The sequence below is a fragment of the Streptosporangium sandarakinum genome, assembly GCF_013409935.1.
GTDB classification, from domain to species: Bacteria; Actinomycetota; Actinomycetes; order Streptosporangiales; family Streptosporangiaceae; genus Streptosporangium; species Streptosporangium nondiastaticum.
Genome location: NZ_JACCCO010000001.1, coordinates 3,742,811 through 3,768,727, shown reverse-complemented (window position 1 = coordinate 3,768,727; position 25,917 = coordinate 3,742,811). Strand labels below are relative to the sequence as shown.

22 protein-coding genes and 1 tRNA gene are annotated in these 25,917 nt (G+C 71.6%); 13 read left to right on the top strand and 10 right to left on the bottom strand.

From position 1 onward, the window contains the following. Positions 1–121 precede the first annotated feature (121 nt). From HDA43_RS36420 to topA, 6 genes are all read right to left on the bottom strand, one after another. Entirely contained in the window at positions 122–1,276 is a 1,155-nt protein-coding gene (locus tag HDA43_RS36420; RefSeq protein ID WP_179821889.1) for a glycosyltransferase family 4 protein, read from the bottom strand. Then, positions 1,273–2,016, bottom strand: a complete 744-nt coding sequence (locus HDA43_RS17025) for a hypothetical protein (protein WP_179821888.1) — start codon at positions 2,014–2,016, stop codon at positions 1,273–1,275. Before HDA43_RS17025 ends, HDA43_RS36420 begins: the two co-directional genes overlap by 4 nt. A gap of 772 nt (positions 2,017–2,788) precedes the next feature. Beyond that, a complete protein-coding gene (locus HDA43_RS17020) occupies positions 2,789–3,970 on the bottom strand; it encodes a DNA polymerase III subunit delta' (RefSeq protein WP_179821887.1) in 1,182 nt (393 codons plus the stop codon). A 21-nt stretch (positions 3,971–3,991) separates the two neighbouring features. Then, positions 3,992–6,076: a dTMP kinase gene (gene tmk, locus HDA43_RS17015; protein ID WP_179821886.1), complete on the bottom strand. Its 2,085-nt coding sequence runs from the start codon at positions 6,074–6,076 to the stop codon at positions 3,992–3,994. 233 nt (positions 6,077–6,309) lie between these two features. Continuing rightward, positions 6,310–7,680, bottom strand: coding sequence for a metallophosphoesterase (locus HDA43_RS17010; RefSeq protein WP_312873329.1), 1,371 nt, complete (start codon positions 7,678–7,680; stop codon positions 6,310–6,312). 322 nt (positions 7,681–8,002) lie between these two features. Next, positions 8,003–10,666: a type I DNA topoisomerase gene (topA, locus tag HDA43_RS17005; RefSeq protein ID WP_179821885.1), complete on the bottom strand. Its 2,664-nt coding sequence runs from the start codon at positions 10,664–10,666 to the stop codon at positions 8,003–8,005. A gap of 157 nt (positions 10,667–10,823) precedes the next feature. On the opposite strand from topA, the gene HDA43_RS35095 reads away from it, so the two are divergent. After that, positions 10,824–11,009, top strand: a complete 186-nt coding sequence (locus tag HDA43_RS35095; protein ID WP_189247016.1) for a DUF5703 family protein — start codon at positions 10,824–10,826, stop codon at positions 11,007–11,009. A 369-nt stretch (positions 11,010–11,378) separates the two neighbouring features. Here HDA43_RS35095 and HDA43_RS35090 read toward each other — a convergent pair whose 3' ends face one another. From HDA43_RS35090 to HDA43_RS16990, 3 genes are all read right to left on the bottom strand, one after another. After that, positions 11,379–13,388, bottom strand: a complete 2,010-nt coding sequence (locus tag HDA43_RS35090) for a chaplin family protein (RefSeq protein ID WP_179821884.1) — start codon at positions 13,386–13,388, stop codon at positions 11,379–11,381. 239 nt (positions 13,389–13,627) lie between these two features. Further along, positions 13,628–14,248 carry a hypothetical protein gene (locus HDA43_RS16995; protein ID WP_179821883.1) on the bottom strand — a complete coding sequence of 207 codons (621 nt, stop codon included), beginning with the start codon at positions 14,246–14,248 and terminating at the stop codon, positions 13,628–13,630. A 111-nt stretch (positions 14,249–14,359) separates the two neighbouring features. Next, on the bottom strand, positions 14,360–15,667 hold the full coding sequence (locus tag HDA43_RS16990) for a M20/M25/M40 family metallo-hydrolase (RefSeq protein WP_179821882.1): 1,308 nt from the start codon (positions 15,665–15,667) through the stop codon (positions 14,360–14,362). Positions 15,668–15,830: 163 nt separating this feature from the next. Between HDA43_RS16990 and HDA43_RS16985 the strand changes: the two genes are divergently transcribed. After that, a tRNA-Leu gene (locus HDA43_RS16985) sits at positions 15,831–15,916 on the top strand. Positions 15,917–16,125: 209 nt separating this feature from the next. Here the strand turns inward: HDA43_RS16985 and HDA43_RS16980 are convergent. Further along, positions 16,126–17,979 (bottom strand): APC family permease, encoded by a 1,854-nt coding sequence (locus tag HDA43_RS16980; protein WP_179821881.1) that lies wholly within the window; start codon positions 17,977–17,979, stop codon positions 16,126–16,128. 310 nt (positions 17,980–18,289) lie between these two features. Between HDA43_RS16980 and HDA43_RS16975 the strand changes: the two genes are divergently transcribed. The 11 genes from HDA43_RS16975 (at position 18,290) to HDA43_RS16930 (ending at position 25,893) form a co-directional block, all read left to right on the top strand. Next, positions 18,290–19,324: an urea transporter gene (locus HDA43_RS16975; RefSeq protein WP_312873327.1), complete on the top strand. Its 1,035-nt coding sequence runs from the start codon at positions 18,290–18,292 to the stop codon at positions 19,322–19,324. 34 nt (positions 19,325–19,358) lie between these two features. After that, on the top strand, positions 19,359–19,667 hold the full coding sequence (locus HDA43_RS16970) for an urease subunit gamma (RefSeq protein WP_179821880.1): 309 nt from the start codon (positions 19,359–19,361) through the stop codon (positions 19,665–19,667). Then, entirely contained in the window at positions 19,664–20,494 is an 831-nt protein-coding gene (locus HDA43_RS16965; protein ID WP_179821879.1) for a sirohydrochlorin chelatase, read from the top strand. The genes HDA43_RS16970 and HDA43_RS16965 overlap by 4 nt, the downstream gene beginning before the upstream one ends. Beyond that, entirely contained in the window at positions 20,484–20,933 is a 450-nt protein-coding gene (gene ureB, locus HDA43_RS35085; RefSeq protein WP_246424010.1) for an urease subunit beta, read from the top strand. Before HDA43_RS16965 ends, ureB begins: the two co-directional genes overlap by 11 nt. Positions 20,934–20,939: 6 nt before the next feature. Further along, the gene (gene ureC / locus HDA43_RS16960) at positions 20,940–22,661 is read left to right on the top strand and encodes an urease subunit alpha (RefSeq protein WP_246424009.1); all 1,722 of its coding nucleotides are present in this window, start codon (positions 20,940–20,942) and stop codon (positions 22,659–22,661) included. Beyond that, positions 22,658–23,368, top strand: a complete 711-nt coding sequence (locus HDA43_RS16955) for an urease accessory protein UreF (protein WP_179821877.1) — start codon at positions 22,658–22,660, stop codon at positions 23,366–23,368. Before ureC ends, HDA43_RS16955 begins: the two co-directional genes overlap by 4 nt. A gap of 25 nt (positions 23,369–23,393) precedes the next feature. Next, complete coding sequence (ureG, locus tag HDA43_RS16950; RefSeq protein ID WP_179821875.1) at positions 23,394–24,029, top strand: urease accessory protein UreG; 636 nt, start codon at positions 23,394–23,396, stop codon at positions 24,027–24,029. Positions 24,030–24,094: 65 nt separating this feature from the next. Beyond that, complete coding sequence (locus HDA43_RS16945; protein ID WP_312873326.1) at positions 24,095–24,982, top strand: urease accessory protein UreD; 888 nt, start codon at positions 24,095–24,097, stop codon at positions 24,980–24,982. 44 nt (positions 24,983–25,026) lie between these two features. Further along, a complete protein-coding gene (locus HDA43_RS16940) occupies positions 25,027–25,251 on the top strand; it encodes a FluC/FEX family fluoride channel (protein WP_179821873.1) in 225 nt (74 codons plus the stop codon). Beyond that, on the top strand, positions 25,248–25,541 hold the full coding sequence (locus tag HDA43_RS16935) for a fluoride efflux transporter FluC (protein WP_179821871.1): 294 nt from the start codon (positions 25,248–25,250) through the stop codon (positions 25,539–25,541). The genes HDA43_RS16940 and HDA43_RS16935 overlap by 4 nt, the downstream gene beginning before the upstream one ends. A 94-nt stretch (positions 25,542–25,635) precedes the next feature. Continuing rightward, positions 25,636–25,893, top strand: a complete 258-nt coding sequence (locus tag HDA43_RS16930; protein WP_312873324.1) for a fluoride efflux transporter FluC — start codon at positions 25,636–25,638, stop codon at positions 25,891–25,893. Positions 25,894–25,917 lie beyond the last annotated feature (24 nt).

The following is a 25,917-nucleotide window of genomic DNA, read 5'->3' as shown; positions in this document are numbered from 1 at the left end:
CCCGGCGGCCCGGCGGATCCTCGGGCGGCCCCGGTGGATTCCCAGCGGCTCACCGTACGGCGGCACGGCGGCTCGCCGTACGGCGACACGACGGCACGGCGGCTCACCGTACGGCGCCGCGTCAGCCGGCCAGTTCGGCGAAGGCCCGCTCCCAGCGTTCGGCGACCACGGACATGTCGTAGCGCGCGGCCGTCTCCAGCGCGTTGCGGGCCATCCGATGCCGGCCCTCCTCGTCGTCGATCATCCGGAGCAGCCCCTCGGCCAGCGCGTCGACGTCGTCGGCCGGGACCAGCAAGCCGTCGTGACCGGAGGTGATGATCTCGCGCGGCCCTCTCGGGCAGTCGAAGCTGACCACCGGCACCCCGCAGGAGAACGCCTCGATGATGGTCATGCCGAAGCCCTCGAACCGGGAGCTGACCGCGTGGATCGACGCCTTGGCGAGCTCTCCCTCGATGTCCTCGGTCGGGCCCATGAACGTGACGTTGTTGTGCAGGCGCAGCTTGACGGACTGCCGGACCAGCTTGTCGCCGGAGCGGCCCTCGCCGTAGATCCGCAGCTTCCAGTCGGGCCGCTTCTGGACGACCTGGGCGAACGCCTTCAGCAGCCGGTCGTAGCCCTTGACCGGCACCAGCCGCCCGGCGGCCAGCACGATCCTGTTCTCCTGCCGGGAGCGGGGCCGGGGCGTGGCGGGCAGGCCGTTGCCGATGGTGATCACTCGCGTCCGCCCGCCGCCCAGCATGGCGCGGTAGTCCCGCTCGTCGGCCTCGGTGAGGGTGATCACCGCGTCCAGGTTGGGGTACCACTCCCGGATCTCCTGGAAGATGCCGGGCTTGTGCGCCTCGAAGTGCAGGTGCTCCTGGGCGATGGTGACGACCTTCCGGCGCGCGAACCTGGCGGCCATGATGTTCAGCCCGGCCCGAGTGGTGATCAGCACGTCGGTGCGGAGCCGCCGCAGCTCGCGTCTGAGCACGTCGTCGCTCCAGGCGCTGAAGGAGGCGTAGGCGCGCTCCTCCGGGTGGATCAGCGCGCTCTCCTGCCCACTCAGCCGTTCGGCCCGCTTCGTGTACGGCCAGCGGACCCGGGCCCCCTCCCGCAGGTCCACCAGCGAGCGCAGCCGCACCCGGGGGCCGAGCCGCAGGAAGGGCCGGTCGAGGTGCTGGAAGACGCTGATCACCTCGACGTCGTGACGCAGGGACAGCTCGGTGGCGAGGTCGAAGGTGGCGCGGATCGTCCCGCCCATGCCGTAGGCGTTGAGGATCAGAAAGGAGATCTTCACGTGCCCTCCTCCTCGATGGTCAGGGCCACGGCCAGGGAGTCGGTGTCGGTGTAGTACGGCCGCACCCGCACCTGTCCCACGTGCTGGGCGGGGAAGCGCACCTTGGTCTTCTTGTCGGTGACGTCGTCGAGGCGTGCCGCCAGCGGCAGCCGCGCTCCGTCGGCCTCGGCGTACAGGTCCCAGAAGGTCCGGCGGCGGCGCTGCCCGTCGGCCATCGGCTCGATCCGGACGCCGCCCTCGAAGCTCCGCCCGTGAAACGCTCCCGGGCCGCCGACCGGCTCGGCCCCCTTCCTCGGAACGGCCACCAGCCGGGCGGGGCCCTCGATCGGCTCGCCGTAGGCGATCATGCCCGTCACCCCGACCACTCCGTCGTCGGAGACGACACCGGTCACCTCGACGTACGGCCGGACCTCCCGGACGGTCAGCGCGAGCGTGCCGACCGAGGTACGGAAGGCCCGGATCTCCCGTTCGCGGGGCATGGCGGCGTAGGCCATCAGACCGTCCAGCGAGAAACCCGGGTCGTCGGTGGCGATGGGCTCGCCCCGGTACGACACCACCCAGATGCCCGGCGCCAGCCCGGCCAGGGCGGTGCCGGCGTGCTCCTCGCCGGTCTCGGCGTGCCGCAGGACGATGTCCCCGTCCTCCGCCCCGGACCGTCCGCCGTCCGGGTCCGGCCACTCGACCCTCAGGACGTCGTCGCCGTCCACCCTGCCGGTGACGGCTCTCCTGCCTCCGGCCACGGCCGCTCCGCCCTGCGTTCCCGTACCCACTGAGGAACCCCCGTCTTGCCTGCTCACCCCGTAGAGCACGCATAGAACTTAAATTGGCAACAAGTGTGTATAAATTCGCTGGGAATTCTAACGATCTTCACTTCCCCTTCGAGGGGATTTGACGCGAAAAAACGCCACCGATCAGTACGGCGACGCGAGCGCCGCCCCGCCCTGCGCCCGTCGCGGGGCCCGGGACACCGCCGGGCGCCACACCCCGACCCCTGGAACGGTCCGCACCACCGGACGCCGCACCCGGACTCCCGAGGCGACCCGCATCGCCGGGCGCCGCACCCCGATTCCCGGGGCGATCCGCACCGCCGGATGTCACGCCACGGGGCGGCGCCGTACCACCGGGCGCCTCGCCCCGGAGCCGGGCGGCGTCCCCGGCACGGAACGCGCCGGCCGCGGTCTCGGCTCCCCGGTGCGACAATCCCGGAAAATCACACTGCATACCTTTAAAGACTCAAAAGCCATCCATAAGGTTGCATGCTTCGGCGGACCAGAAACGGACCCCGCCCGGCCACGCACTCGGTACCGGCCGCTGACCTGTGAAAACATCGCTGGAAGCAGCGAAATCACGAAAAAAATGAACCGCCCGGAAACCGGAGACCGCGTCGGCACCGGAAAGGAAACCGGAACCCGGGTCGAAACCGGAGAACGGGCTCTGAAGCCGCGTCAACGACAGAACCCAGGACGAAGCGGAGGAACCCGAACCGGGATCAGGACCGGGAACGGGACCGGGTCAGGAAACGGGCCACCGCAGCGAGAGGGTCATCGCCTCCACCGCCATCTGCGGGTTGACGTTGGCCGCCAGCCGCTCCCGGCACAGCATGATCGCGTCGATCCTGCGCAGGGTCTCCTCGGGGGTGGCGGAGCGGGCCTGGCTCTCCAGGTCGGCGCGGCGGTCGTCGTTGGCCAGCTCGACGGGGGCGCCGAACTGCACCGCCAGCACGTCGCGGTAGAACGCCACCAGATCGAGCAGGGCCGTGTCGATGACGTCGCGCTTGGTCCGGGTGGCCCGGGACTTCTGCCGGTCCTCCAGCTCCTTGAGCGCCCCGGCGCCGCCGCGGATCAGCCCCCTGTTGAGCCCCTTGCCCGAGGAGCCCTCGCCGTAGACCTTGCGCAGCTCGGTGGTCTCCGACTCGTTCAGCGCCGTGGTGACGGCGGCGGCCTCCTCCTCGGCCGTCTTCACCAGCCGCTCGGCGGCCGTCACGCACTCCGCCACGCCGGCGAGCGAGGCGGGGATGGACAGCACCGCCTCGCGGCGCCGGCGCGCCTCGGCGTCCAGGGCCAGCCTGCGGGCCCGGTCGATCTGCCCCTGGGCGGCCTTGGCCGCGAACTCCGCCGTCTCCGGCGGCACGTTCTCCCGGGTGACCAGCATGTGGGCGACGGCCGCGGCGAGCGGGGTGACGAGCGTGACCACCCGGCAGCGGGACCTGATGGTGATCATCATGTCGTCCGGGGAGGGCGCGCACAGCAGCCAGACCGTCCGCGGCGGCGGCTCCTCGATCGCCTTGAGCAGCGCGTTGGAGGCGCCCTCGGTGGCGCGGTCGGCGTCCTCGAACAGCACGACCCGCCAGCGGCCCAGCGTCGGGGCTCCGGCCGCGCGGAGGATGAGCTGGCGGGTGTCCTTGATCCCGTAGGAGAGCCCCTGCGGGCGGACCACCTCCAGGTCCGGATGGGAGCCGACGGTCACCTGGTGGCACATGTCGCAGTGGCCGCACCCCTGGTCGGGGCAGAACAGCGCGGCGGCGAACGCCCTCGCGGCCTCCTCCTTGCCGGACCCGGCCGGACCGGTGAACAGCCAGGCGTGGGTCATCCCCGCCCCGCGACCTCCGGACAGGATCTCGGCCGCCGACGCGGCGGCCCTGCGGAGCGTCTCGACCGCCCGCTCCTGGCCCACCAGGTCATCGAAGACTCCCACCCGACCAACCTACCGCCGGGATCAGTCGTGGATGACCGGGATGGTGCTGGTGGCGTCCTCCGCCTCCCGGGGGACCGGGTCGGGCAGGATCTCGCGCACCCGGTCGTGCACGATCTCGGAGATCACCCTCTGGTCGAGGGTGCCGTCGACGACGAGGTAGCGGTCCGGGTGGGCGGCGGCCAGCGCGCGGAACTCGCGGCGCACCCGCTCGTGGAACTCCAGCGGCTCGGACTCGATCCGGTCGGCGGCCCCGCCGAGCCGGGTCAGCCCGATGGACGGCGGGGTGTCGATGAGCACGGTCAGGTCGGGGACCAGTCCGCCGGTGGCCCACTCGTTGACCTTCGCCACGTCCTCCTTCTTCAGGGACCGCCCGGCGCCCTGGTAGGCCAGCGAGGAGTCGACGTAGCGGTCGCAGACGACCATCGACCCCCGGTGGAGGGCCGGGCGGATGACCTTCTCGACGTGCTCGGCCCGGTCCGCCGCGTACAGCAGCGCCTCGGAGCGGGCCGACAGCCCCTGGTGCACGGCGTCCAGCAGGATCGCGCGCAGCCGCATGCCGACCTTGGTGGAGCCGGGCTCGCGGGTCTGCACGACGTCGTAACCCTGGTCGCGCAGCCAGATCGCCAGCAGGCGGGACTGGGTGGTCTTGCCCGACCCCTCGCCGCCCTCGAACGCGATGAACATCCCGCGCGGCTGCTCGGCGACCTCGGGGACGAACCGCTCGCCGCGCACCGCCGCCAGCAGGTCGGTCAGGATCGGGACTCCCCTGCGGTCGTCCATCTGGCGCAGCGCGAGGAACCCGACGACCGTCGCGAGCAGCCCGCCGACCAGCAGCACCAGGTTGGAGCCGTCGAATTGGTACACCGTCTCGCCGCGCACCCGGACCAGGTGCCTGCCGAACAGGCCGGCCAGGGTGGGCGCCACCGCGACCACCAGCAGCAGGGTGACCCGGGCGAGTGACTGCAGGAACGAGAACGTACGGCCCCGCAGGCCGTCCTCCACGTCCAGCCCGATCATGGTGTAGCCGATGATCCAGGCGGTTCCGGCGCACGCCCCGAGGACCACCGTGAGCATCACCACGATCACCAGGTTGTGGACGACCGCGACCGCGGCGAGCACCAGCCCCGCGACGATGATCGACAGCCCGAACAGCCTCGGCCGCGACAGCTCCCGCAGCAGCCTGGGCCCGAAGAACATGCCGCCGGCCATGCCGAGGAAGACCGCGCCGAACACCACGCCGTAGGCGGCGTCGCCGCCCCCCAGCGCGCCCACGTATATCTTGGCCACGCCGACCACCGCGCCGCCGGCCGCGAACGCGCCCAGCATGCCGATGATCAGCCCCCGGATCGCCCGGTTGCCGCCGACGAACCGCCAGCCTTCGACGATCTGCCGCAGCACCGACGGCGTGGAGATCACGATGTCCCCCGAGGGGACCCTCCGGATCTCCTTGAGCGTGAAGACGATGACGGCCGACACCAGGTAGGCGACGGCGTTGATGAACAGCGCCAGGTAGGTGTCACGGCCGGAGAAGTACGGGATGAACCGGCCCAGCGCGTCGTCGGCGACCGACAGCACCGCGAACAGCAGCGCGGCGACCGGGGCGGTGCCGTACGTGACCAGGAGGTTGAGCTGGTTGGCCGACTCCAGCCGGTCCTTGGGCACCAGGTTGGGGACCGTGGCGTCCTTGGCCGGGACCCAGAAGAGGTTGACGCACTCGACGAGGAGGGTGGCGATGATCACCCACTGGTAGTTGCCGACCGAGGTGAGCGACAGCACCAGCGGGATCGACAGGATCAGCGCGAACCTGAGCAGGTCGCAGGTGAACATCGTCAGGCGGCGGTCGAACCGGTCGGCGAACGCGCCCGCGACGGGGCCGAGCAGGACCGCCGGCAGCATCTTCGCGACGAAGACGCCGCCGATGGCCAGGCTCTGCGTGGTGTACCCCTGCCCGGCGGTGAGGTTACCCGCCAGGGCGGTCAGCGCGATGATGTTGAGCCAGTCTCCCAGGCTGCACACCGACATCGCCGTCCACAGCTTGCGGAACGGTGTGTGGGCAAGCACGTGAGGCGGCTTGCGTCGTGCGGTGCTCGGGCCAGGGGTGGTCATGGTCTCAGCGTATCGAGACGCCCGCCTGGCTGGGGAGAACACCGGTCGAGCCGATATGCCCATCCGAGTGATGAGCCGGGTGATACGCACCACCCGCCCGCCCCGACCGTTTTCACCCCACCTTTCATCTCACCCGCCGGACCGCGCCGTCTCGCGTCCGGCGGCCACGAGGCGCGGCGGACGCCCCCCTGCCCTCGCCCGCGTCCCCTGCCCTCGTCCGCCCGCCGGGCCGCTCAGCCGCGCAGCTCCAGCAGCGTGATCTCCGGCGGCGCCCCCACCCGGACCGGCGGCCCCCAGAAGCCCGCGCCCCGGGTGACGTACACCCGGGTGTCGCCCACCTGGCCGAACCCGGAGACGATCGGCTGCTGGAGGGAGACGAGCAGGTTGAAGGGCGCCATCTGCCCGCCGTGGGTGTGGCCGGACAGCTGGAGGTCCACGCCGTACCGGGCCGCCTCGTCCGCCTGGACCGGCTGGTGGGCCAGCAGGACCGTGGAGCGGGAGCGGTCCCGGCCGCCCAGCGCGCGCTCGAAGTCCGGGCCGCCGGACGCGCCGTCCGCCGGGCCGCCGGAGATGTCGTTGACCCCCGCGAGGTCCAGCACGGCCCCCGCGTGGGCGATCTCGACGCGCTCGTTCTGCAGCGGTCGGACACCGAGTTGCCGGAGCTCCTCGATCCACTCGCCGGGGCCGCCCGCGGTGTAGTACTCGTGGTTGCCGGTGACGAAGTAGGAGCCGTAGCGGGATTCGAGGTTCCGCAGCGGTTTGGCCTGCGGGCCGAGCTCGGCCACCGTCCCGTCGACCAGGTCGCCGACGATGGCGACCACGTCGGCCTCCAACGAGTTGATCATGCGGACGATGCGCTCGGTGTGCCCGACCCCGGTGAGCGGACCGAGATGGATGTCGCTGACCACGGCCAGGCGCAGCCCGTTCAGCCGCGGGTCGAGCCGGGGCAGCCTGACCCCGGCCGACTCGATCACCGGGTCGCCGAGCGCGGTGCGGACGCCGCTCCCGACGGCGGCCAGCGCGCCCACCCCGGCGACGGCGGCGACCGTGCGGCCGATGAAGAGCCTGCGCCCCACCGGCGCCCCGGCCGGACCGCGCGGTCCGGCCGGGTCTCCCCCGGCGTCCGAGGCGCCCGCCGCGCCGGGGTGCCGCGTCGTGTCCTGGGAGCCCTCCGCGCCCGTGGACCCGGTCGCGTCCGGGGAATCCGCGACGTCCGCGGCCCTCGGCACGGCCACCGCGGACCCCGCGGACCCCGCGGACGCCGGTACGGCCACGCGCTCCGGTTCCCGCCCCGGCTCCGGAGCCCTCCGCCCGGCCCGCCGTACGGCCAGCAGGGCCAGCGCCCGCGGGATCTCCAGCACCACCAGGAAGACGAACAGGTAGAACATCACGGCGAGCCAGAGGTAACCCGGCCAGGCCAGCAGGTGGCCCCACGCCAGCCGTTCACCGGCCCGCATCACGATGAGGAGCGCGGCCAGGGCCATCAGCACCGCGGTGAGCACGACGCGCGCCCGCCCGGGGGTGGTGGTGTCCTTCACCAGGCGGCGCCACAGGTAGTAGTGGACCAGCACGACCACCGTCAGGACCATCGCTATGAAACCCACGCCCGCCACCGCTCGCTCTCCGCGCCCGCCATACCCACCGCCGCGCCCGCCGTATTCCGCCGCCGTGCCCGCGCCGGGTCACATCGCCCCGGCACGACCGCCGCGCTCGCACCGGACCGCACGGTGACCCGGGTGATCGCCGTACTCGCACCGGGCCGCACCGTGATCGGGCGACCGCTGTACTCACGCCGGACCGCGCCGCGACCCGGCGTGCCCGGTATGTCCGGCGTGCTTTCGAGAACGCCGGACACAGGCGGCGCGTTCCCGCGTACCTGAGAGCTCCCTCAGGTACGCGGCGGCTCCAGCGGCACGGCCCCGGCCGTCAGGTCTTGGTCTTGGCCTTCGGGCGGGCGGCGGGGCGCTTCTTCGGCGCCGGGCCCCGGGCGCGGCGGTCCGCCAGCAGCTCGGCGGCCCGCTCTGTGGTGATCTGCTCGACCTCGTCACCCTTGCGCAGCGAGGCGTTCGTCTCACCGTCGGTCACGTAGGGGCCGAACCGCCCCTCCTTGACCACGATCGGCTTGCCGGAGACCGGGTCCGCGCCGAGCTCGCGCAGCGGAGGCGCGGCGGCGGCACGGCGCCCCCTGGTCTTCGGCTGGGAGAACAGCTCCTTGGCCTGCTCGATGGTGACCGTGAACAGGTCGTTCTCCGACGCCAGCGACCGCGAGTCGGAGCCCTTCTTCAGGTACGGCCCGAACTTGCCGTTGTGCGCCCTCACCTCCTCGCCGTCCAGCTCGCCGACGAGCCTGGGCAGCGACAGCAGGCGCAGGGCGTCGTCGAGGGTGACGGTGTCGAGGGACATCGTCTTGAACAGCGACTCGATGCGCGGCTTGGGGGCGTCGGCCTTCTTCGTCTTCTTCTTCGTGCCCTCGGCCGGGGGCTCCTCGGGGAGGATCTCCGTCACGTACGGGCCGAACCGGCCGTCCTTGGCCACGATCAGGTTGCCGGTGGCCGGGTCCCGGCCCAGCTCGCGGACGCCGGTCGGGCGGGAGAACAGCTCCTCGGCCACCTCGGCGGTGAGCTCGTCGGGCGCCAGGTCCTCCGGCACGTTCACCCGGACGCCGTCACGGTCCAGGTAGGGGCCGTAGCGGCCCACCCGGATCATGATGTCGGTACCGGAGATCGGGAAGGAGCTGATCTCCCTGGCGTCGATCTCGCCGAGGTCGGTGACCAGCTCCTTGAGCCCCTCGTCGCCCTCTCCGCCGTCGCCGTAGTAGAAGCGGCGCAGCTCCGGCACCCGCTCCGCCCGGTCGTTGGCGATGTCGTCGAGGACCTTCTCCATGTCGGCCGTGAAGTCGTAGTCGACGAGGTGGCCGAAGTGCCGCTCCAGCAGGTTGACCACGGCGAACGCCAGGAAGGACGGCACCAGCGCCGTGCCCTTCTTGAACACGTAGCCGCGGTCCAGGATCGTTCCGATGATCGACGCGTAGGTCGACGGACGGCCGATCTCCCGGTCCTCAAGCTCCTTGACGAGCGTGGCCTCGGTGTACCGCGCCGGCGGCTTGGTGGCGTGCGCCAGAGCCTTGAGCTCGGCCGCGGTGAGGCGGTCGCCCTCGGCGAGGTTGGGCAGGCGCCGCTCGGCGTCGTCGCGGGCCGCGGCCGGGTCGTCGGCGCCCTCGACATAGGCCTTGAGGAAACCGTGGAAGGTGATCGTCCGGCCGGAGGCGCTGAACTCCACCCGCTCGCCCGCGCTGGACGTGCCGCCCACCTTGACGGTGACCGACTCGCCGACCGCGTCCTTCATCTGCGAGGCGACGGTCCGCTGCCAGATCAGCTCGTACAGCCGGAACATGTCACCGGTCAGCCCGGTCTCGCCCGGCGTGCGGAACACCTCGCCGGAGGGACGGATCGCCTCGTGCGCCTCCTGGGCGTTCTTGACCTTGCTGGTGTAGACGCGCGGCTTGTCAGGGACGTAGGCGGCGCCGTACAGGTTGATCGCCTGGTTGCGCGCCGCGGCCACGGCCGTCTCCGACAGCGTGATGCTGTCGGTCCGCATGTAGGTGATGAAGCCGTTCTCGTACAGGCGCTGGGCGATCTGCATGGTCGACTTCGCCGAGAAGCCCAGCTTGCGGCTGGCCTCCTGCTGCAGCGTCGTCGTCCGGAACGGCGCGTACGGCTTGCGGGTGTACGGCTTGCGCTCGACGGACTCGACCCGGTAGGCGGCGCCGTCCAGCCGCGCGGCCAGGGCGCGGGCGGCGGCCTCGTCCAGGTGGACCACGCCGGCGCTCTTGAGCGTGCCGGTGGAGGCGAAGTCGCGCCCCTGGGCGACGCGCCTGCCGTCCACGCCGGTCAGCGTGGCGGTGAACTCGCTCGGCGACTCGTCGCGGCCGGTGTCGAACAGCGCCTGCAGGTCCCAGTAGGTCGCACTGGTGAAGGCCAGGCGCTCACGCTCGCGCTCGACGACCAGCCGGGTCGCCACGGACTGCACGCGACCGGCGGACAGGCGGGGCTTGACCTTCTTCCACAGGACGGGGCTGACCTCGTAGCCGTAGAGGCGGTCGAGGATGCGCCGGGTCTCCTGGGCGTCGACCAGCCGCAGGTTCAGCGACCGGGGATTGGCCACCGCCTCCTGGATCGCCCGCGGGGTGATCTCGTGGAACACCATGCGGTGCACCGGGACCTTGGGGTTGAGCACCTCGCGCAGGTGCCAGGCGATCGCCTCGCCCTCGCGGTCCTCGTCGGTGGCGAGGTAGAGCTCGTCGGCGTCCTTGAGGAGCTGCTTGAGCTTGCTGACCTGGGCCTTCTTGTCCGGGTTGACCACGTAGAGTGGTTCGAACTCATGCTCCACGTTGACGCCTAGGCGGGCCCACGACTTGCCCTTGTACTTCTCAGGGATGTCGTCGGCCTTCTCGGGGAGGTCGCGAATATGCCCGATGCTGGACTCCACGATGTAGCCGCGGCCGAGGTACCCGGCGATGGTCTTCGCCTTGGAAGGCGACTCGACGATCACCAGGCGGGTTCCGCCGGCGTTGCCGTTCTTGGCTGGCACGCTGCTTCCTACCTCGCTGTTCGCATTCGTTCCCCGTTCACTTCCCCTCGGGTTACCCGATCCAGATCGGGCGCACTCCCAAGGAAAGCCGCAAGGACGCACAATAAAGCCCTATGAGTGCTGACGTCCCCCAGCCCATCCTCGGAGACTAATCGCTGTGCTGGACTACTCCTACTTGGTTCTCCACCTTCCGCGCGGTACGACCCGGGACACGGCCCGCCAGATCCTGACCGAACACGCAGAATACGGCGGCTGGGAGCTCGACCGTCTGCGACTGTATCCCGACGGCCGCAGGGACGTCCGGTTGCGTCGCAAGATCATACGTGTGGCCAGGACGATGTGACCGGCCGCGGTCCCCGTGACCCGCGAAGGCGGCGGACCGACATGGCTTTGCCCGCCCCGGGCCGCGCCCCCGGAACGGGCAAAGCACTCCCGCTCCGCCCGGCGATCGGAACCCGGGCCGCCTGGGCCCGCGGTTCCTCTCACCGGCGGCGGAGCGCCTGCGCGTCTCCCCCAGCGGCTCTGAGGGGACATGACCAAAGAGTTACTGATGTATTACCTGCCGTCTCGCTTCCCGCCCCGTCGTCCGGCGGTCGACTTCCGACTCTGGGGTCCGGCTCTGTGTCCGGCCCTGAGTCCGGCCCCGGGCCCGACTCTGTGTCCGGCCCCGGGTCCGGATCGCCGCTCCGGCTGGTTCCGGACCGCCTCGGCGTTACTTCCGACCGAGCCGGAAGCGGCGGGTGGCCGCGAGCAGGGTGGCGGAGAGAGCGGCCATGGCACCGACCAGAAGGGCGGCCAGGGCGCCGGAGTTCATGCCGGCCACACCCGCGGGCCGGGCGGCGCTCATCAGGCCGAGGTCGCCGGCGGGCAGCGCACGGCCGACCGGGGCGGAGGTGACCGCGTCCGGAGCGCCGGCCTTGCGGCCCGGGTGCTGCGCGACCCCGCGACCCGCGTTCAGGCCGGACTCGCGACCCGCGTTCTGACCGGATCCGCGGCCCGAGTGCTGGGCGGCCCCGCGGGCGCCCGGCAGGACGGGGATCTCGGGCAGTAGCGCGGTACGGCCCGCCCGGGCGGCGGTGGGCATCGCGGAGGCCCCGGAGTGCCCCGGCCCACCGGCGTGGGAGCCGCCCAGGCAGCCGGCGGCGGCGTCACCGAGGACGGCGACCGCGTTGCCGCAGATGTTGATCGGAGCGGTGATCGGCGCGACCACCTGGTTGCCACCCAGCACGGACCCGCGCCCGGAGGTCACGTTGCCCCCCGCACCGCTGCCCCCGCCGGAACCGTGGACGGACGCACCACCCCGGCACCCCGCGGCCGCCCGGCCGACGACCGCGACGGAGTTGCCGCACACATCGACCGGAGCGGTGATCGGCGCGACCACCTGGTTGCCACCCAGCACGGACCCGCGCCCGGAGGTCACATTGCCCCCCGCACCCCCGGTGCCGCGCCCCCCGCCGGAGCCGGGAACGGACACCCCGCCCGGGCAACCGGCCGCGGCATTGCCGACGGCGTTGCCGCAGGTCTCGACCGGTGCGGTGATCGGTGCGACCACCTGGTTACCGCCGCCGACGCTGAACCGGCCGTCGGTGTCGTTTCCGGTGGAACCCGGACGCGGACCGGAACCGCCGTCACCGCCGGGCCGACCGGGGCCACCAGGCTGACCGGGACCGCCGGGCTGACCCGGGCCACCCGGCTGACCGGGGTGGCCGGGACGACCCGGGTGACCGGGACCGTCGGGGCGGCCGTGTCCGCCCGGCTGCCCGGGACGACCGTGGCCGCCCGGCTTACCGGGATCACCGTGCCCGCCCGGGTAACCAGGCTTACCCGGACCACCGGGCTGACCGGGACCACCTGGGTGACCGGGACCGCCGGGCTGGCCCGGACCGCCCGGGTAACCAGGCTTGCCCGGACCGCCGGGGTGACCGGGACCACCTGGGTGACCGGGACCACCCGGGTGACCGGGACCGCCGGGACCGTCGTCACCGACCTTGGCTCCGCCGGCGCAGCCGGAGAAGGCCCGGCCGATGACGGCGACGGAGTTGCCGCAGATGTTGATCGGAGCGGTGATCGGCGCGACCACCTGGTTACCGCCCAGCACGGACCCGCGCCCGGAGGTCACGTTGCCCCCCGCACCGCTGCCCCCGCCGGAACCGTGAACGGACGCACCACCCCGGCACCCCGCGGCCGCCCGGCCGACGACCGCGACGGAGTTGCCGCACACATCGACCGGAGCGGTGATCGGCGCGACCACCTGGTTACCGCCCACCACACTGTGGTCACCGTTCGTACGGTTGCCACCCGCCCCGCCGCCACCGCCCCGCGAGACCGACGCGCCGCCCCGGCAGCCGGCCTCGGAGCGGCCGAACAGGGAGAGCGCGTTGCCGCAGGCGTCGATGGGCGCGGTGATCGGGGCGTTGACCTGGTTGCCGCCCAGGACGCTGCCCCTGCCGGAGGTCTCTCCGGGGACGCCGCCGCCGGTGGCGCCGGTGGTGTTCGGGGCGCCGGCGGAGGCGCCGCCCGTGGAGCCCGCCCGGGACTTCCCGGCGACCGCGGCGGCGTTGCCGCTGATGTCGATCGGCAGGGTGATCGGGAGGTTGACCTGGTTGCCACCGCCGACCGAATGGTCACCGGAGGTGTCCGCGAAAGCCGTACCGCTGCCGAGTGTCATGACACCCAGCGCGAGCAGTGCCGCGGGGGTCGAGCCCTTAACCCACGTACGCATGTTTGATGCTCCTTGCGGTTGTTCGGGGGGAATGCCTGACGTCTCGTGGCGGGCATGCGAGGCCGCGCGAGAACCTGACGGGAACGCGTGCAGCGGAAAGCCCCGACGGCCGTCACGAGGAACTGGAGATCACCGGTCGTCCGGCGGGCGGAGCGACTCCCCGGAGAGGGGAGGCCATGACGCGCTCCGCGGCCGGTGAGCGTGTCCGGTGGGGAAACCCGGGCACGCGGGACACGGCGTCAGTCAGGAGAGAAGGAGGGGTCGTCCGCCGCTGTGCGGACGACAGGGGGGAGCACGCACGCCAGCGGGGCGCGCCGCACCATGGGCCGCGGGTCGTAGACGAACCTCGCGACATCCCCCACACCCGGCCCGGAGGGGCCGGAACCACCGTTGCCCTGGGGCAGGAACCCATCGGTGCCGGAGCCGTGGTCAACGGCGGCGGGGGCCGGGGACACCGGCCCGGACTGGCTGGTGAGCCCGTCCACGCCTCGCCCGGCCATCGCTTCGGCGTCGCCCGACGCCGAAGGCGTGCCGCTCTCCGCGGGGAAGACACCGGCCTTGACGGCCGGTCCGGAAGCGGCGGAGACGGGGGCACGCGAACCGGCCGGTCCGGCCGCCGCGGTGGTGTCCGCGGCGGCCGGAGCGGCGCCGAGAAGCCCGAAGACGACCGCGAGCAGCCATCCGGCGGCCAGCAGGCCGCCGATGGAGAGCGCTCGCCTGACGATCAGCCGGGAGCCGGCCGCGAACCGCGCCATCCGGTCATCCCGCGCGAAGACCGCGCCGTCAACGGAGACGGCCGCGGGCACGCGCCGGACGGCGGGCGAGAACGCCCCCCACCGCCCATACGGCACGCGTGCCACGCAGCCTCCTCGAAGCTCTGGTGGACCTGCTTTTCGCATGGTCCGCCCCCATCAACGGAAAGCTACGTTAGCACTACACCGAGTCACCGTAATGCTTTTCCGAGGATCGGTTCAGCAGGCGTCCAGGAAACGGTCAAGAACCCGTACGCCGAACTGCAGGGAGTCGACCGGCACCCGCTCGTCCACGCCGTGGAACATCCCGGAGAAGTCCAGGTCGGCGGGAAGCCGCAGCGGCGCGAAGCCGAATCCGCGCATGCCCAGCCTGCTGAACGCCTTCAGGTCCGTGCCGCCGGACAGCGTGTACGGCACGGCCAGCGCCCCCGGGTCCTCCGCGGCCAGCGCGTCGGCCATCGCGCGCACCAGCGGCCCGTCGAACCCGGTCTCCAGGGCGATGTCGTGGTAGACGAACTCCCTGGTCACGTTGGGGCCGAGCAGCTCGTCGATCGTCTTGAAGAACTCGTCCTCGTAGCCCGGCAGGAATCGCCCGTCCACGTGCGCGGTCGCGGTCTGCGGGATGACGTTGGCCTTGTAGCCGCCCTGCAGCATGGTCGGGTTGGCGGTGTTGCGCAGCACCGCGCCGATCATCCGGGCCAGCGGGCCGAGCTTGGCCACGGTCGCCTCGGCGTCGTCCAGGTCGAGCTCCACCCCCAGCGCCCGGGAGGTCTCGACGAGGAAGGTCTCGACCGTGGGCGTGAGCCGTACCGGCCACTCGTAGCGGCCGATCCGGCCGACGGCCTCGGCGAGCTCGGTGATCGCGTTCTCGGCGCTGAGCATCGAGCCGTGACCGGCCCGGCCGCGGGCGGTCAGCCGCATCCAGGCGATGCCCTTCTCCGCCGCCTCGATGAGGTAGAGCCTGCGGTCGTCGTCGAGGGAGACGCTGAACCCGCCGACCTCGCCGATCGCCTCGGTGCAGCCCTCGAACAGTTCGGGGTGCTCTTCGGACAGCCACTGCGCGCCGTACGCGCCGCCGGCCTCCTCGTCGGCGGTGAACGCCAGCACCACGTCCCGCGGCGGGCGGCGGCCCTCGCTGAGCCGCTGCCGGACGACCGCGAGGATCATCGCGTCCATGTTCTTCATGTCGACCGCGCCGCGTCCCCAGACGCAGCCGTCGGCGATCTCCCCGCTGAGCGGGTGGTGGGTCCAGTCCTCGGCGTGGAAGGGGACGACGTCGAGATGCCCGTGCAGGAGGAGCGCGCCACGGGAGGAGTCCTCACCCTCGATGCGGGCGATCACGCTCGCCCGGCGGTCGTCCGACTCCAGGATCCGGGGCTCCAGCCCGACCTCGGCCAGTTTCCCGGCGACGTACTCGGCGGCGGCCCGCTCGCCGGGGCCGGTGTTGTCCCCCGTGTTGGTCGAGTCGATCCGGATCAGGTCACGACACAGCTCGGCGACCTCGTCCTCGCCACTGAGCACGGTCATGTCGACTCCTTACGCTTGGTACGGCTTGCCCTCCCATCCTGCCGCCGCCGGGGCCGCGGGGCATCACCGGGAGGGCCGCCGGGCAACCGATATGACGCACGCCCAAGAGTTTGCTAACCTAAATCCGCCGACGAGCGATGACGGTCTCTCGTGCAGGCACCACGTCCGGGTGGCGGAATAGGCAGACGCGCTAGCTTGAGGTGCTAGTGCCCTTTGCGGGGCATGGGGGTTCAAGTCCCCCCTCGGACACATTCGATAGCTCAGGAGTCCTGGTCGCCGGAAGAGCGGCCAGGACTTCGTGCTTTCCCGGGTCGTGAACCGATCGAGGATCCGGCATGCCGCAGGTCGTGACCTTCCCGACGAGGCCCGCCGCCCGGAGCGTTTCCGGCGGCGTCCGGCGGGGGCGGACGCACCGGGAGGGGCGGTCCGTGGCGGGGTGCCGCCGGCTCGCCGTCCGGTCACATCTTGAGCCGGAAGGGCAGCAGGGCGACGACCACGTCGAGGTGCTCCCGCAGCACGAGGGCCATGAAGAGACCACGCTGGTTGTGCAGTATCCGGTAGCGGAAATGCCTCGGTTCGATGAGGGGGATGAGGACGATCACCCACCTGCCCGTTTCGTCCGCCGCGCGGACGTACTCCAGAACGGGATGCACCACCGTGCGGTGGGGGTTCACGATGGTCTCGAGCCGGATGCCCGGGTCCCACCTCGCCCACTGCCCGCGTATGCGGTCCGCGCCCGCGGAGTCGGAGCACACCGTGACGGCGACGACCTCTCCGCCGAGCGCCAGGCCCGCGCTCAGGGCCCGCTCCGTCATGGCGGTGACGGCGCCGACCGGGATGATGACCAGTTTCTCCCGGCCGGCCGTCTCGGCGGGCCCGGCGGGTTTGGCCGGTATCCGGTGTGTCCCCAGCTCGGCGCCGACCTCGGTGTAGTAACGCTGGATCCGGACGAACAGCAGCATGAGCAGGGGGACGACGATGACGACCACCCAGGCGCCCTCCCTGAATTTGGAGACGAGCAGCACCAGGGCGGCGACGCAGGTGAGCAGGGCGCCGATGCCGTTGAGCAGCACGTTGCCGAGCCAGCGGGGCGGACGCAGGCTCCACCAGTGCCTGACCATGCCGACCTGGCTGATGGTGAAGCCGATGAACACCCCGATGGCGAACATCGGGATGAGTTTGTGGGTCAGTCCGCCCACCGCGATCAGCAGCACGGCGGCCAGGACCCCCACGACCGCGACGCCGTAGCGGTAGACGGGGCGTTCGGTCCGCAGTGTGAACAGGTGCGGCAGTCGGTCATCGCGGGCCAGCAGGCTCAGCAGGACCGGCAGGCCGCCGAAGCTGGTGTTCGCGGCCAGGGCGAGGCCGAGCGTGACCACGATGCTGGTCATGTAGTACGCCCAGCCGGTGCCGTAGGAGCCGGCCGTGAGCTGGGAGAGGATGGTGACCCCCTCCCGGGGCAGCACGTGGTCCCGGTGGATGAGCACCGCCAGTCCGAGCAGCATCGAGCCGAGCAGCAGTCCGAGGGCCAGCTCGGCCCGCCGTGCCCGCACGGTCCTGGGCTCGCGGAACATGGGAACGCCGTTGGCGATGGCCTCGACGCCGGTCAGTGAGGAGCAGCCGGAGGAGAACGCCTTCAGGATCAGCAGCGCTCCCAGCGTCTCGGTCACGGGAACGACCATGGGCGCTCCCACCACCGCCACCGGCCGGGAGCGGGCCAGCCCCAGTATCACGACGCCGGCGATGCACACCACGAACAGGATGGTCGGCGCCATCAGCACCCGCGCGCTGTCGGAGATCCCGTACAGGTTGAGGACCGTCAGCAGTGCCAGCCCCGTCAGGCAGGTCTCCGTGAGGTACGGGGCCAGAACGGGGAAGGCCGAGGCCAGGCTGGCGGCCCCGGCCGCGAGGCTGACCGCCACGGTGAGCACGTAGTCGACGATGAGCGCCGCGGCGGCCAGCATGCTCACCCGTTCGCCCAGGTTCTCCTTGGCCACCCCGTAGGAGCCGCCGCCCTGGGGATGCGCGGCGATCACCTGGCGGTAGGAGAGCACGAGCACCATGAGCAGTCCCACGATGACCAAAGTGATCGGCAGCGTGCCGCCCACCGCGAACGCGCCGGCGCCCGCCAGGACGATTGCGATCTCCTCGGGTCCGTAGGCGACCGAGCTGAGCGCGTCCAGCGACAGCGCGGCCAGTCCCTCCAGGCTGGTCAGATGCTGCCTGTCTCCTTCGCCGTGGCGCAGTTGGAGCCTGCGGTGGGCGGCCGAGGCCCTGGAGCCCAGGCGCTTCCACCGCGGGAGTGAGGGCATGTCACGAGGCCTTCATGACGCCCCGGAGCCCGTCCTCCGGCCGGCCGTTCTCCTGATCGTGGGACCTGCGGCGGAGAAGGGCCGGGAAGGGCTTCCGTTTCCCGCCGGCACGGGCGTTCTTGGCTTTTCGCTGGTTGACATTTTCCCACTTACGTTTCGACGTCCGTCCGGATTCCCCGAATTCGCCGGCGACCTCAGTCGTGGTTAATACCCGCATATCTGGTCAATGCAATGAATAAAATGATTGACCAGAGCGTGACCTCTTGCGGTTTTTGCTGGTCCGGGGGTCCGGGAATCATCGCCGCAGCGCGTGGGATCCCCGCGTCCTGTCACACCGTCGGAGTCCAAGGGGTTGGCGTCTTTGTCCTCGGCACCCGCAGCACCGGATCCGGAGGAGCAGACGACCCACCCGGAGAGACCGCGGGGCCTCGACTTTCTGCGCACCGTTCCGAAGGGTGTCGCACAGGTCGATTTCCAGTCGAGTCTCTGGACCGGCCTGGTGTTCCTTCTCGCGTTGTTCGTGGGGGGCTGGCGGTTCGGTGTCTTCGGGCTGCTGGGGACGGTGGTCGCCACGCTCACCGCCTATCTGCTCGGCGTCTCATGGCCGGACCGGGTCTGGCCGGGCCTGGAGGGTTTCTGCGGCACGCTGATCGGTGTCAGCCTGGTGCTCTATCTGGACGTCCGGTGGATGACGGTCGCGCTCGTCATCGTCGGCGCGATCGCCGGAAGCGTGCTCACCTCGGCGCTGAACGTGCTCCTCACGCCGTACCGCCTGCCGACCCTCACCGCGCCCTTCTGTGTGATCACCTCGGTGATGGTGATCGGGGGGCCGTCCTTCCACCGGATCTGGGCGGGCCACGCGGGCGCGGCCCCGCCGTCCGCCACCGCTCCCGGCACCGCGATGAGCTGGACCTACTTCTGGCAGGGCACGTTCAACGGCGTCGGCCAGGTGTTCTTCCAGAACAAGTGGTACGTCGGCGTGGTCTTCCTGGCCGGGCTGTTCGTCAGCGGATGGATGACCGGACTGGTGGCGTTCGTGTCCAGCCTGATCGGCCTGCTCACCGGCTGGGCGCTGGGCGCGCAGGCCGCGGACCTGGGAGCGGGACTGTACGGCTACAACTCCACGCTGACCGGGCTCGCGCTGTTCGGCACCTTCATCGCGGTCACCCCGGCGAGCGCCGCCTACGCCGTGATCGGCACCGTGTCGGCGGCGGGGCTGACAGCCGCTGTCGGCAATCTGTTCGAGGTGGTCGGAGGTCACACTCTCACCTGGCCGTTCGTGCTTGTGACCTGGGTGTTCCTCGTCGCCGTCCCGATGCTCAACAAGATCAAGCGCGCCGGATGACCGTCGACGGCCGCGGGCGCGGAAAGGACCACCGATGAACCTCACACCGCGGGAAATGGACAAGCTGGTCATTTTCACCGTCGCGCAGATGGCGCAGCAACGCCGGGATCGGGGCCTGAAGCTCAACTACGCCGAGGCGGTGGCGCTGATCAGCTCGGCGATCGTGGAGGCGGCCCGGGACGGCAAGACCGTCGCGGAGTGCATGGAGCTGGGCAAGCAGATCGTCGGGCCCGACGACGTCCTGCCCGGTGTGCGCGGCATGCTGAAGCTGATCCAGGTGGAGGCGGTCTTCGACGACGGCACCAAACTGGTCTCCTGCCACGACCCGGTGGGCGGGAAGTGAGGCCGGACCGTCGCAGGGTCCTGCTGGTCGGCGGGCACGAGAGCCGGGACGGCCGGTGCCTGCCCGGCCCGGTGGGACCGGGAGGTCCCGAGGTCCGCGCCGTGGGCCGCGACCTGCACGCCGCGCTCGTCGGCCGCGACCGGATCGTGGCGGTGCCGATGACGCTCGGGCGGGACCCGGAACTGCCGGCCGTCGTCGCGCAGACCCTGAGGTGGGCGGCTCGTGAGCGTGCGCCGGGGGACCTGCTGCTGGCCGGGCCGCTGGGCACGACCGGGCATCTGGTCGGCTGGATCAGGGGTGCGGTGACCCGGGCGCTGCGCGACGGGCCGCCGCGGCAGGCGGTGCTGCTGGTGGCGCCCGCTGCCGGGCCCGAGCCGGACGCGGAACTGTTCAGGGTGGCGCGGCTGGTGCGGCAGTACACCTCCGTGCGCTGGGTGGAGGTCGCGCTGATCGGCGGTGACCCGGACGTGGACGAGGGCGTGGAGCGCTGCCTGCGGCTGGGGGCCGACGGCGTCGTGCTGGTGCCCGCCTCGTTCGTTCCGGTGGCCCCGCGGCCCGGCGTCCGGACCGCGGGCCCGCTCCTGGGGCCCGCCTCGCTCGCCACGCTGGTCCGCGAGCGGGTGGCCGAGGCGGAACACCGGTGGGACCGGTACGGCGACGACGGGCTGGCGACCGTCCACCACGAACACGGCCACAGCCACGAACACGGCGGTGAACACGGGCACGGTCACGGCCACCGCGACGAGCACGACCACACAGATCGTCATCGGGACCCGTCCGTGCCGGTGACGGCGAACCTGAAGGGGGCGGCATCCCATGTCGGATGACGTTTACATGTACGGCGAAGGACAGATCGAGCTGAACGTCGGCCGGCCCAGGGTGACCATCACGGTCCACAACACCGGCGACCGCGCCGTCCAGGTCGGTTCCCACTTCCACTTCTTCGAGGTCAACCGGGCGCTGAGCTTCGACCGCGACCAGGCGTTCGGCAAACGCCTGGACATTCCCGCCGGGACCGCCGTCCGGTTCGAGCCCGGGGACACCAAGCAGGTGACCCTGGTCGAGTACGGCGGCGGTCAGCGGCTGGTGGGCTTCGGCGGACTCCTCAACGGCAGCATCCGCTCCGGCGAGGCGCACCGCAGGGCGCTGAGGAGGATGCGCGAACGCGGCTACCACGACGAGCCCGGCGCGTCCGGCACGTCCGGCGCGTCCGGGGAGAAGCCGGCCGGGAAGTCGAAATCCACGAGCTCCGGGAAGAAGGGCTGAACCGCCATGGCCACGATGAGCCGCAAGCAGTACGCGACGATGTACGGGCCGACGGTGGGCGACAGGTTCCATCTCGGGGACACCGACCTCATCGCCGAGGTGGAGAAGGACTACACCGAGGGGCACTACGGGGACGAGACCCAGTACGGCGGCGGCAAGACCGCCCGGGACGGGATGTCGGCCGACCCGGCCTCGGACAGCTCGGTCGCCCTGGACCTGGTGATCACCAACGCGGTGATCATGGATCCGGTGCTGGGCATCGTCAAGGGCGACATCGGCGTCAAGGACGGGAAGATCGCCGGCATCGGCAAGTCCGGCAACCCGCACACCCAGAACGGGGTCGACCGGCGTCTGATCGTCAGCGCGAGCACCGAGGTGATCTCCGGCGAGAACCTCATCGCCACGCCGGGAGGGATCGACACGCACGTCCACTTCCTCACCCCCCAGCAGGCCCAGCACGCGCTGAGCAACGGGATCACCACGCTGGTCGGCGGCGGCACCGGCCCGGCGGACGGCTCCCGCGGCTGCACCACCACGCCCGGCCCGTGGAACATCTCCCGCATCCTCCAGGCTTACGAGGCCGTCCCCATCAACATCGCGGTGTATGGCAAGGGGAACAGCAGCCTGCCGGCCCCGCTGGAGGAGCAGATCCGGGCCGGGGCCTGCGGCCTGAAGGTGCACGAGGACTGGGGCACCACCCCCGCCGTCATCGACTGCGCGCTGTCGGTCGCCGACGAGCTCGACATCCAGATCAACATCCACACCGACACGCTGAACGAGGCGGGCTACGTCGAGGACACCATCAGCGCGATCAACGGCCGCACGATCCACACCTACCACTCCGAAGGCGCCGGCGGCGGGCACGCCCCCGACATCCTGCGGGTCACCGGCGAGCCCAACGTGCTCCCGGCCTCCACGAACCCGACGCTGCCGTACACCGCCGACTCGGTGGACGAACTGCTGGACATGACGATGGTCTGCCACCACCTCAGCTACGACGTGCCCGAGGACGTGGCGTTCGCCGAGAGCCGGGTGCGCGCCGAGACCATCGCGGCCGAGACCGTGCTGCACGACCTGGGCATCATCAGCATCATCGGGTCGGACTCGCAGGCGATGGGCCGGGTGGGCGAGACGTTCACCCGGGCCTTCCAGGTGGCCCACCACAACAAGGACAAGCGGGGGACGCTGCCGGAGGACTCCTCCCGCAACGACAACTTCCGGGTGCTGCGCTACCTGGCCAAGGTGACCATCAACCCGGCCCGCGCCTCCGGGATGGCGGACACGATCGGTTCGCTGGAGGACGGGAAGCTCGCCGACATCGTGCTGTGGCCGATCCACTCCTTCGGGGCCAAGCCCGCCATGATCGTCAAGGGCGGCCTGATCAGCTGGGCCCAGATGGGCGACCCGAACGCGTCCCTGCCGACACCGCAGCCGGTCTACTACCGCCCCACGTACGGGGCCTTCGGCAGGGCGCTGTCGAGCACCTGCGTCACTTTCATGTCCGGCGCCGGGATCGAGGCGGGCGTGCCGGAGAGGCTCGGCCTGCAGCGGCTGATCCGGCCCGTACGGCAGTGCCGGACCGTCGACAAGCGCCACATGATTCGCAATTCCACACTCGCCCGGATCGAGGTCGATCCCGAGACCTACCGGGTGACCGTCGACGGAGAGCCCGCGCACATCGAGCCGGCCAAGAAGCTGCCGCTGAACCGGCTGTACTTCCTGGCATGAGCGCATCTCCCGGCGCCGGCGACCTGGACCCGCTGCTGGCCCAGTTCCAGCTCACCGACTCCGGTTTCCCCAGCGGGATGTACACGTTGTCGCACGGGCTGGAAGGGTACGTCCAGCTCCGGATCACCGGTCCGGAGAACCTGCGTGAGCTGCTGACCGACCTGCTGTACAACGCGGTGGGCCCGGCGGACGCGGCGGCCCTGGTGCTGGCGCACCGCGCCGCCGGCGAGGGGGACTGGGAGCGGCTGGTCCAGGTCGACCGGCGGCTGCACGCGATCAAGCTCAACCGCGAGCAGCGGGCCGCCTCGGTGCGGACCGGCCGGCAGGTCCTCGACACGGCGGTCTTCGCCTTCCCGGTGCCGGAGGCCGCCCGGCTGGCGGAGCTGGTGGCGGAGAAGGCCACACCGGGCAATCACGCGGTCGTGGTCGGCGCGCTCTACGCGGGGCTCGGAGTGCCGGTGGCGCACGCGGTCGCCGCCGACCTGTACGCCTTCGCCGCGAGCTGGACGGCGGCGGCGGTGCGGCTGGGCCGTACCGACTTCCGCCGCGCGCAGGGGCTGCTGCGCGAGGTCCGCCCGGATCTCGCGCGGGTCGCGCGGACGGCGCTCGCCGCCGAGGATCCGCGGGACCTGCACGGCTCGGTGCCCCTCGCCGACGTCGTCTCGGCCGCGCACGAGCGGGCGGAGGCCCGCCTGTTCGCCACCTGATCCGTTCGTACGGGAGAGGAACGAGATGGAGCTGGAGAAGGTCTTCAAGGTAGGGATCGGCGGCCCCGTCGGATCCGGCAAGACGGCGCTGATCGAGGCGCTGGTCCCCCACCTGCAGGCCCGGGGGCACCGCATCGGCGTGATCACCAATGACATCTACACCCAGGAGGACGCCGAGCACGTCCGCCGTACGCTGGCCGGGACGCTCGACCCCGAGCGGATCGTGGGTGTCGAGACGGGGGCCTGCCCGCACACCGCGGTCCGGGACGACCCGACCATGAACCTGGCGGCGGCGGCCGAGATGCTCGACCGCTTCCCCGACCTCGACATGCTGCTGTTCGAGAGCGGCGGCGACAACCTGACGCTCACCTTCAGCCCGGTGCTGGCCGACGTGTACATCTTCGTCCTGGACACCGCCGAGGGCGAGAAGATGCCGCGCAAGCGCGGTCCGGGCACCACGGACTCCGACCTGCTGGTCATCAACAAGATCGACATAGCTCAGTACGTCCGCACCGACCTGAAGGTCATGGAACGGGACGCGCGGGCGGTGCGCGGCGACGGCCCGGTCGCGCTGACCGACTGCCTCACCGGCACCGGGGTCCCCCAGGTCGTCGACTTCATCGAGGCGCGGGCGGGAGCGGCGTGCAGCTCGCCGGCGTAGGGACGGTGGACGGCTCACGGAGGACCGGCGACCGCCTCTCACCGGAGTGGTACCTTCCCCGCTGGGTGCCCGAACCGGTGCGGCGGCACGCCGGCACCCCGGACATGCTGCCGGTCGGCAGTCCCGGCAAGGTCGGGATCCTCGACCTCGCGTTCGAGCGGATCGGTGACCGGACGGAGCTGACCGGCCACTACCAGAAGGCGCCGCTGCACATCACCCGGCCGCTCTACCGTGACCCCGAGGTCCCGGGCCTGCCGTACGTCATGATCATGTCGTCCGGAGGCGGGGTCCTCCAGGGGGACCGCTACCGCGTCGACGTCTCCTGCGGGCCGGGAGCGGCCGTGCACCTGACCACCCAGGGCGCCACCCGGCTCTACCGGATGGAGCAGGACTACGCCACGCAGCTCGTCCACCTCACCGTGGGGCCCGGCGGTCACCTGGAATACCTGCCGGACAGGACGATCCCGTTCGGCGGCACGCGGTACTACCAGCGGATCGACGTCACCGCCCACCCCGACTCCACCGTCGTGCTGGGCGAGACGTTGCTGGCCGGCCGGCTCGCCCGGGGGGAACGGCACGCGTACACGGCGTACTGCGGCGACGTCGAGGTACGCGACACCGCGGGGCGGCTGCTGTTCGCCGACCCGCTCCGCCTGGTGCCGGGGGAACGGGCGGTGACGGGACCGGCGGTGATGGACCGGTACGGGGTCCTGGCGTCCCTGTACGTCGTCACCGGGGCGCGACCCGCGCGGGTCCTGGCCGACGCGATGCACGAGGTGCTCACCCGCACCGGGTCGCGGGCCGGGGCCGGTGTCCTGCCGGGCGAGCGGGGCGCCTGGGCCCGTGTCCTCGGGGAGCGGTCGCCCGAGGTAGAGGCCGCCTTCGAGCAGGCCCTGGACGCCGTCCGCGGGCTGCTGCCGGGAGCGTCGGCGCCCGCCCCGCGCGGACGCTGACGCCGGCCCGGCGCTCTCGACGGCGAGAAGACCTGGAGGAGGCCATGGAGTCCCCGGGAAGGGCGGAGGGGCATCTGCTCCACCGCGAAAGAGCCGAGGCGTCCGTCCTGGACCGGCACAAGGAGGGGCCGCCCCGCCATCCTGGGGTCCGGTCCGGCGCGCTCCTCGACATCGCCGTCGGAGGAGCGATCGGGGCCCTGCTGCGTCATCTGATCACCGAGGCGATGCCCGGGGGCAGGGAGGCTTTCCCTGGGGGACCCTCCTGGTGAACCTCCTCGGCTGCCTGTTCATGGGGGCGCTGACGACGTATCTGCTCAAGGGCCGGCCGCATGCTTTCACCCGCCCGCTGCTGGTGACCGGCTACCTGGGCGGTTTCACCACGTTCTCCCATCTCATCGACGGGATACACGCCCTCGGCCGCGCCGGGAGCTGGGACCTGAGCGTCACCTACGCGGTGGTCAGCGTGGTGGGCGGCTGGATCGCGATCGTGGCGGGGCTCCTGCTCGGAGGGCTGGTGCCGCACCGCACGGACGGGTCCGAAGGCGGCGCGTCGTCATGATCTTCCTGCTGGTGCTCATCGGAGGGGCGTTCGGCGCCGTGCTGCGTTACGTCCTCGACGCGGCGGTCAAGAGGCGGTTCGGCAAGGCGTTCCCGTGGGGACCCTGACGGTCAACCTCCTGGGCGCGGGGATTCTGGGGGCGCTGCACGGAGCTGGCGTGGGGATCGGGGCGGAGGCCCTGGCCGGCACGGGCTTCTGCGGCGCGCTGACGACGTTCAGCACCTTCGAGCTGGAGACCGTCCACCTCTTCCAGGACGGTGAGTACGCCAGGGCCGTGACGAACGTGCTCGTCTCCATGGTGCTCGGCTTCGTCGTCCTCACGCTCCTGTACGTCTTGTTCCGGGAGGTGTGACGGCCGGGCCGGGCGGTGTGACGG

What these genes read in the sequence shown, in the direction of transcription:
- tmk (WP_179821886.1), bottom strand. Translation starts at nt 6,076, where the DNA reads ATGACCACCCCTGGCCCGAGCACCGCACGACGCAAGCCGCCTCACGTG.
- HDA43_RS35090 (WP_179821884.1), bottom strand. Translation starts at nt 13,388, where the DNA reads ATGCGTACGTGGGTTAAGGGCTCGACCCCCGCGGCACTGCTCGCGCTG.
- HDA43_RS16990 (WP_179821882.1), bottom strand. Translation starts at nt 15,667, where the DNA reads ATGACCGTGCTCAGTGGCGAGGACGAGGTCGCCGAGCTGTGTCGTGAC.
- HDA43_RS16980 (WP_179821881.1), bottom strand. Translation starts at nt 17,979, where the DNA reads ATGCCCTCACTCCCGCGGTGGAAGCGCCTGGGCTCCAGGGCCTCGGCC.
- HDA43_RS16970 (WP_179821880.1), top strand. Translation starts at nt 19,359, where the DNA reads ATGAACCTCACACCGCGGGAAATGGACAAGCTGGTCATTTTCACCGTC.
- ureB (WP_246424010.1), top strand. Translation starts at nt 20,484, where the DNA reads ATGTCGGATGACGTTTACATGTACGGCGAAGGACAGATCGAGCTGAAC.
- ureC (WP_246424009.1), top strand. Translation starts at nt 20,940, where the DNA reads ATGGCCACGATGAGCCGCAAGCAGTACGCGACGATGTACGGGCCGACG.
- HDA43_RS16955 (WP_179821877.1), top strand. Translation starts at nt 22,658, where the DNA reads ATGAGCGCATCTCCCGGCGCCGGCGACCTGGACCCGCTGCTGGCCCAG.
- ureG (WP_179821875.1), top strand. Translation starts at nt 23,394, where the DNA reads ATGGAGCTGGAGAAGGTCTTCAAGGTAGGGATCGGCGGCCCCGTCGGA.
- HDA43_RS16940 (WP_179821873.1), top strand. Translation starts at nt 25,027, where the DNA reads ATGGAGTCCCCGGGAAGGGCGGAGGGGCATCTGCTCCACCGCGAAAGA.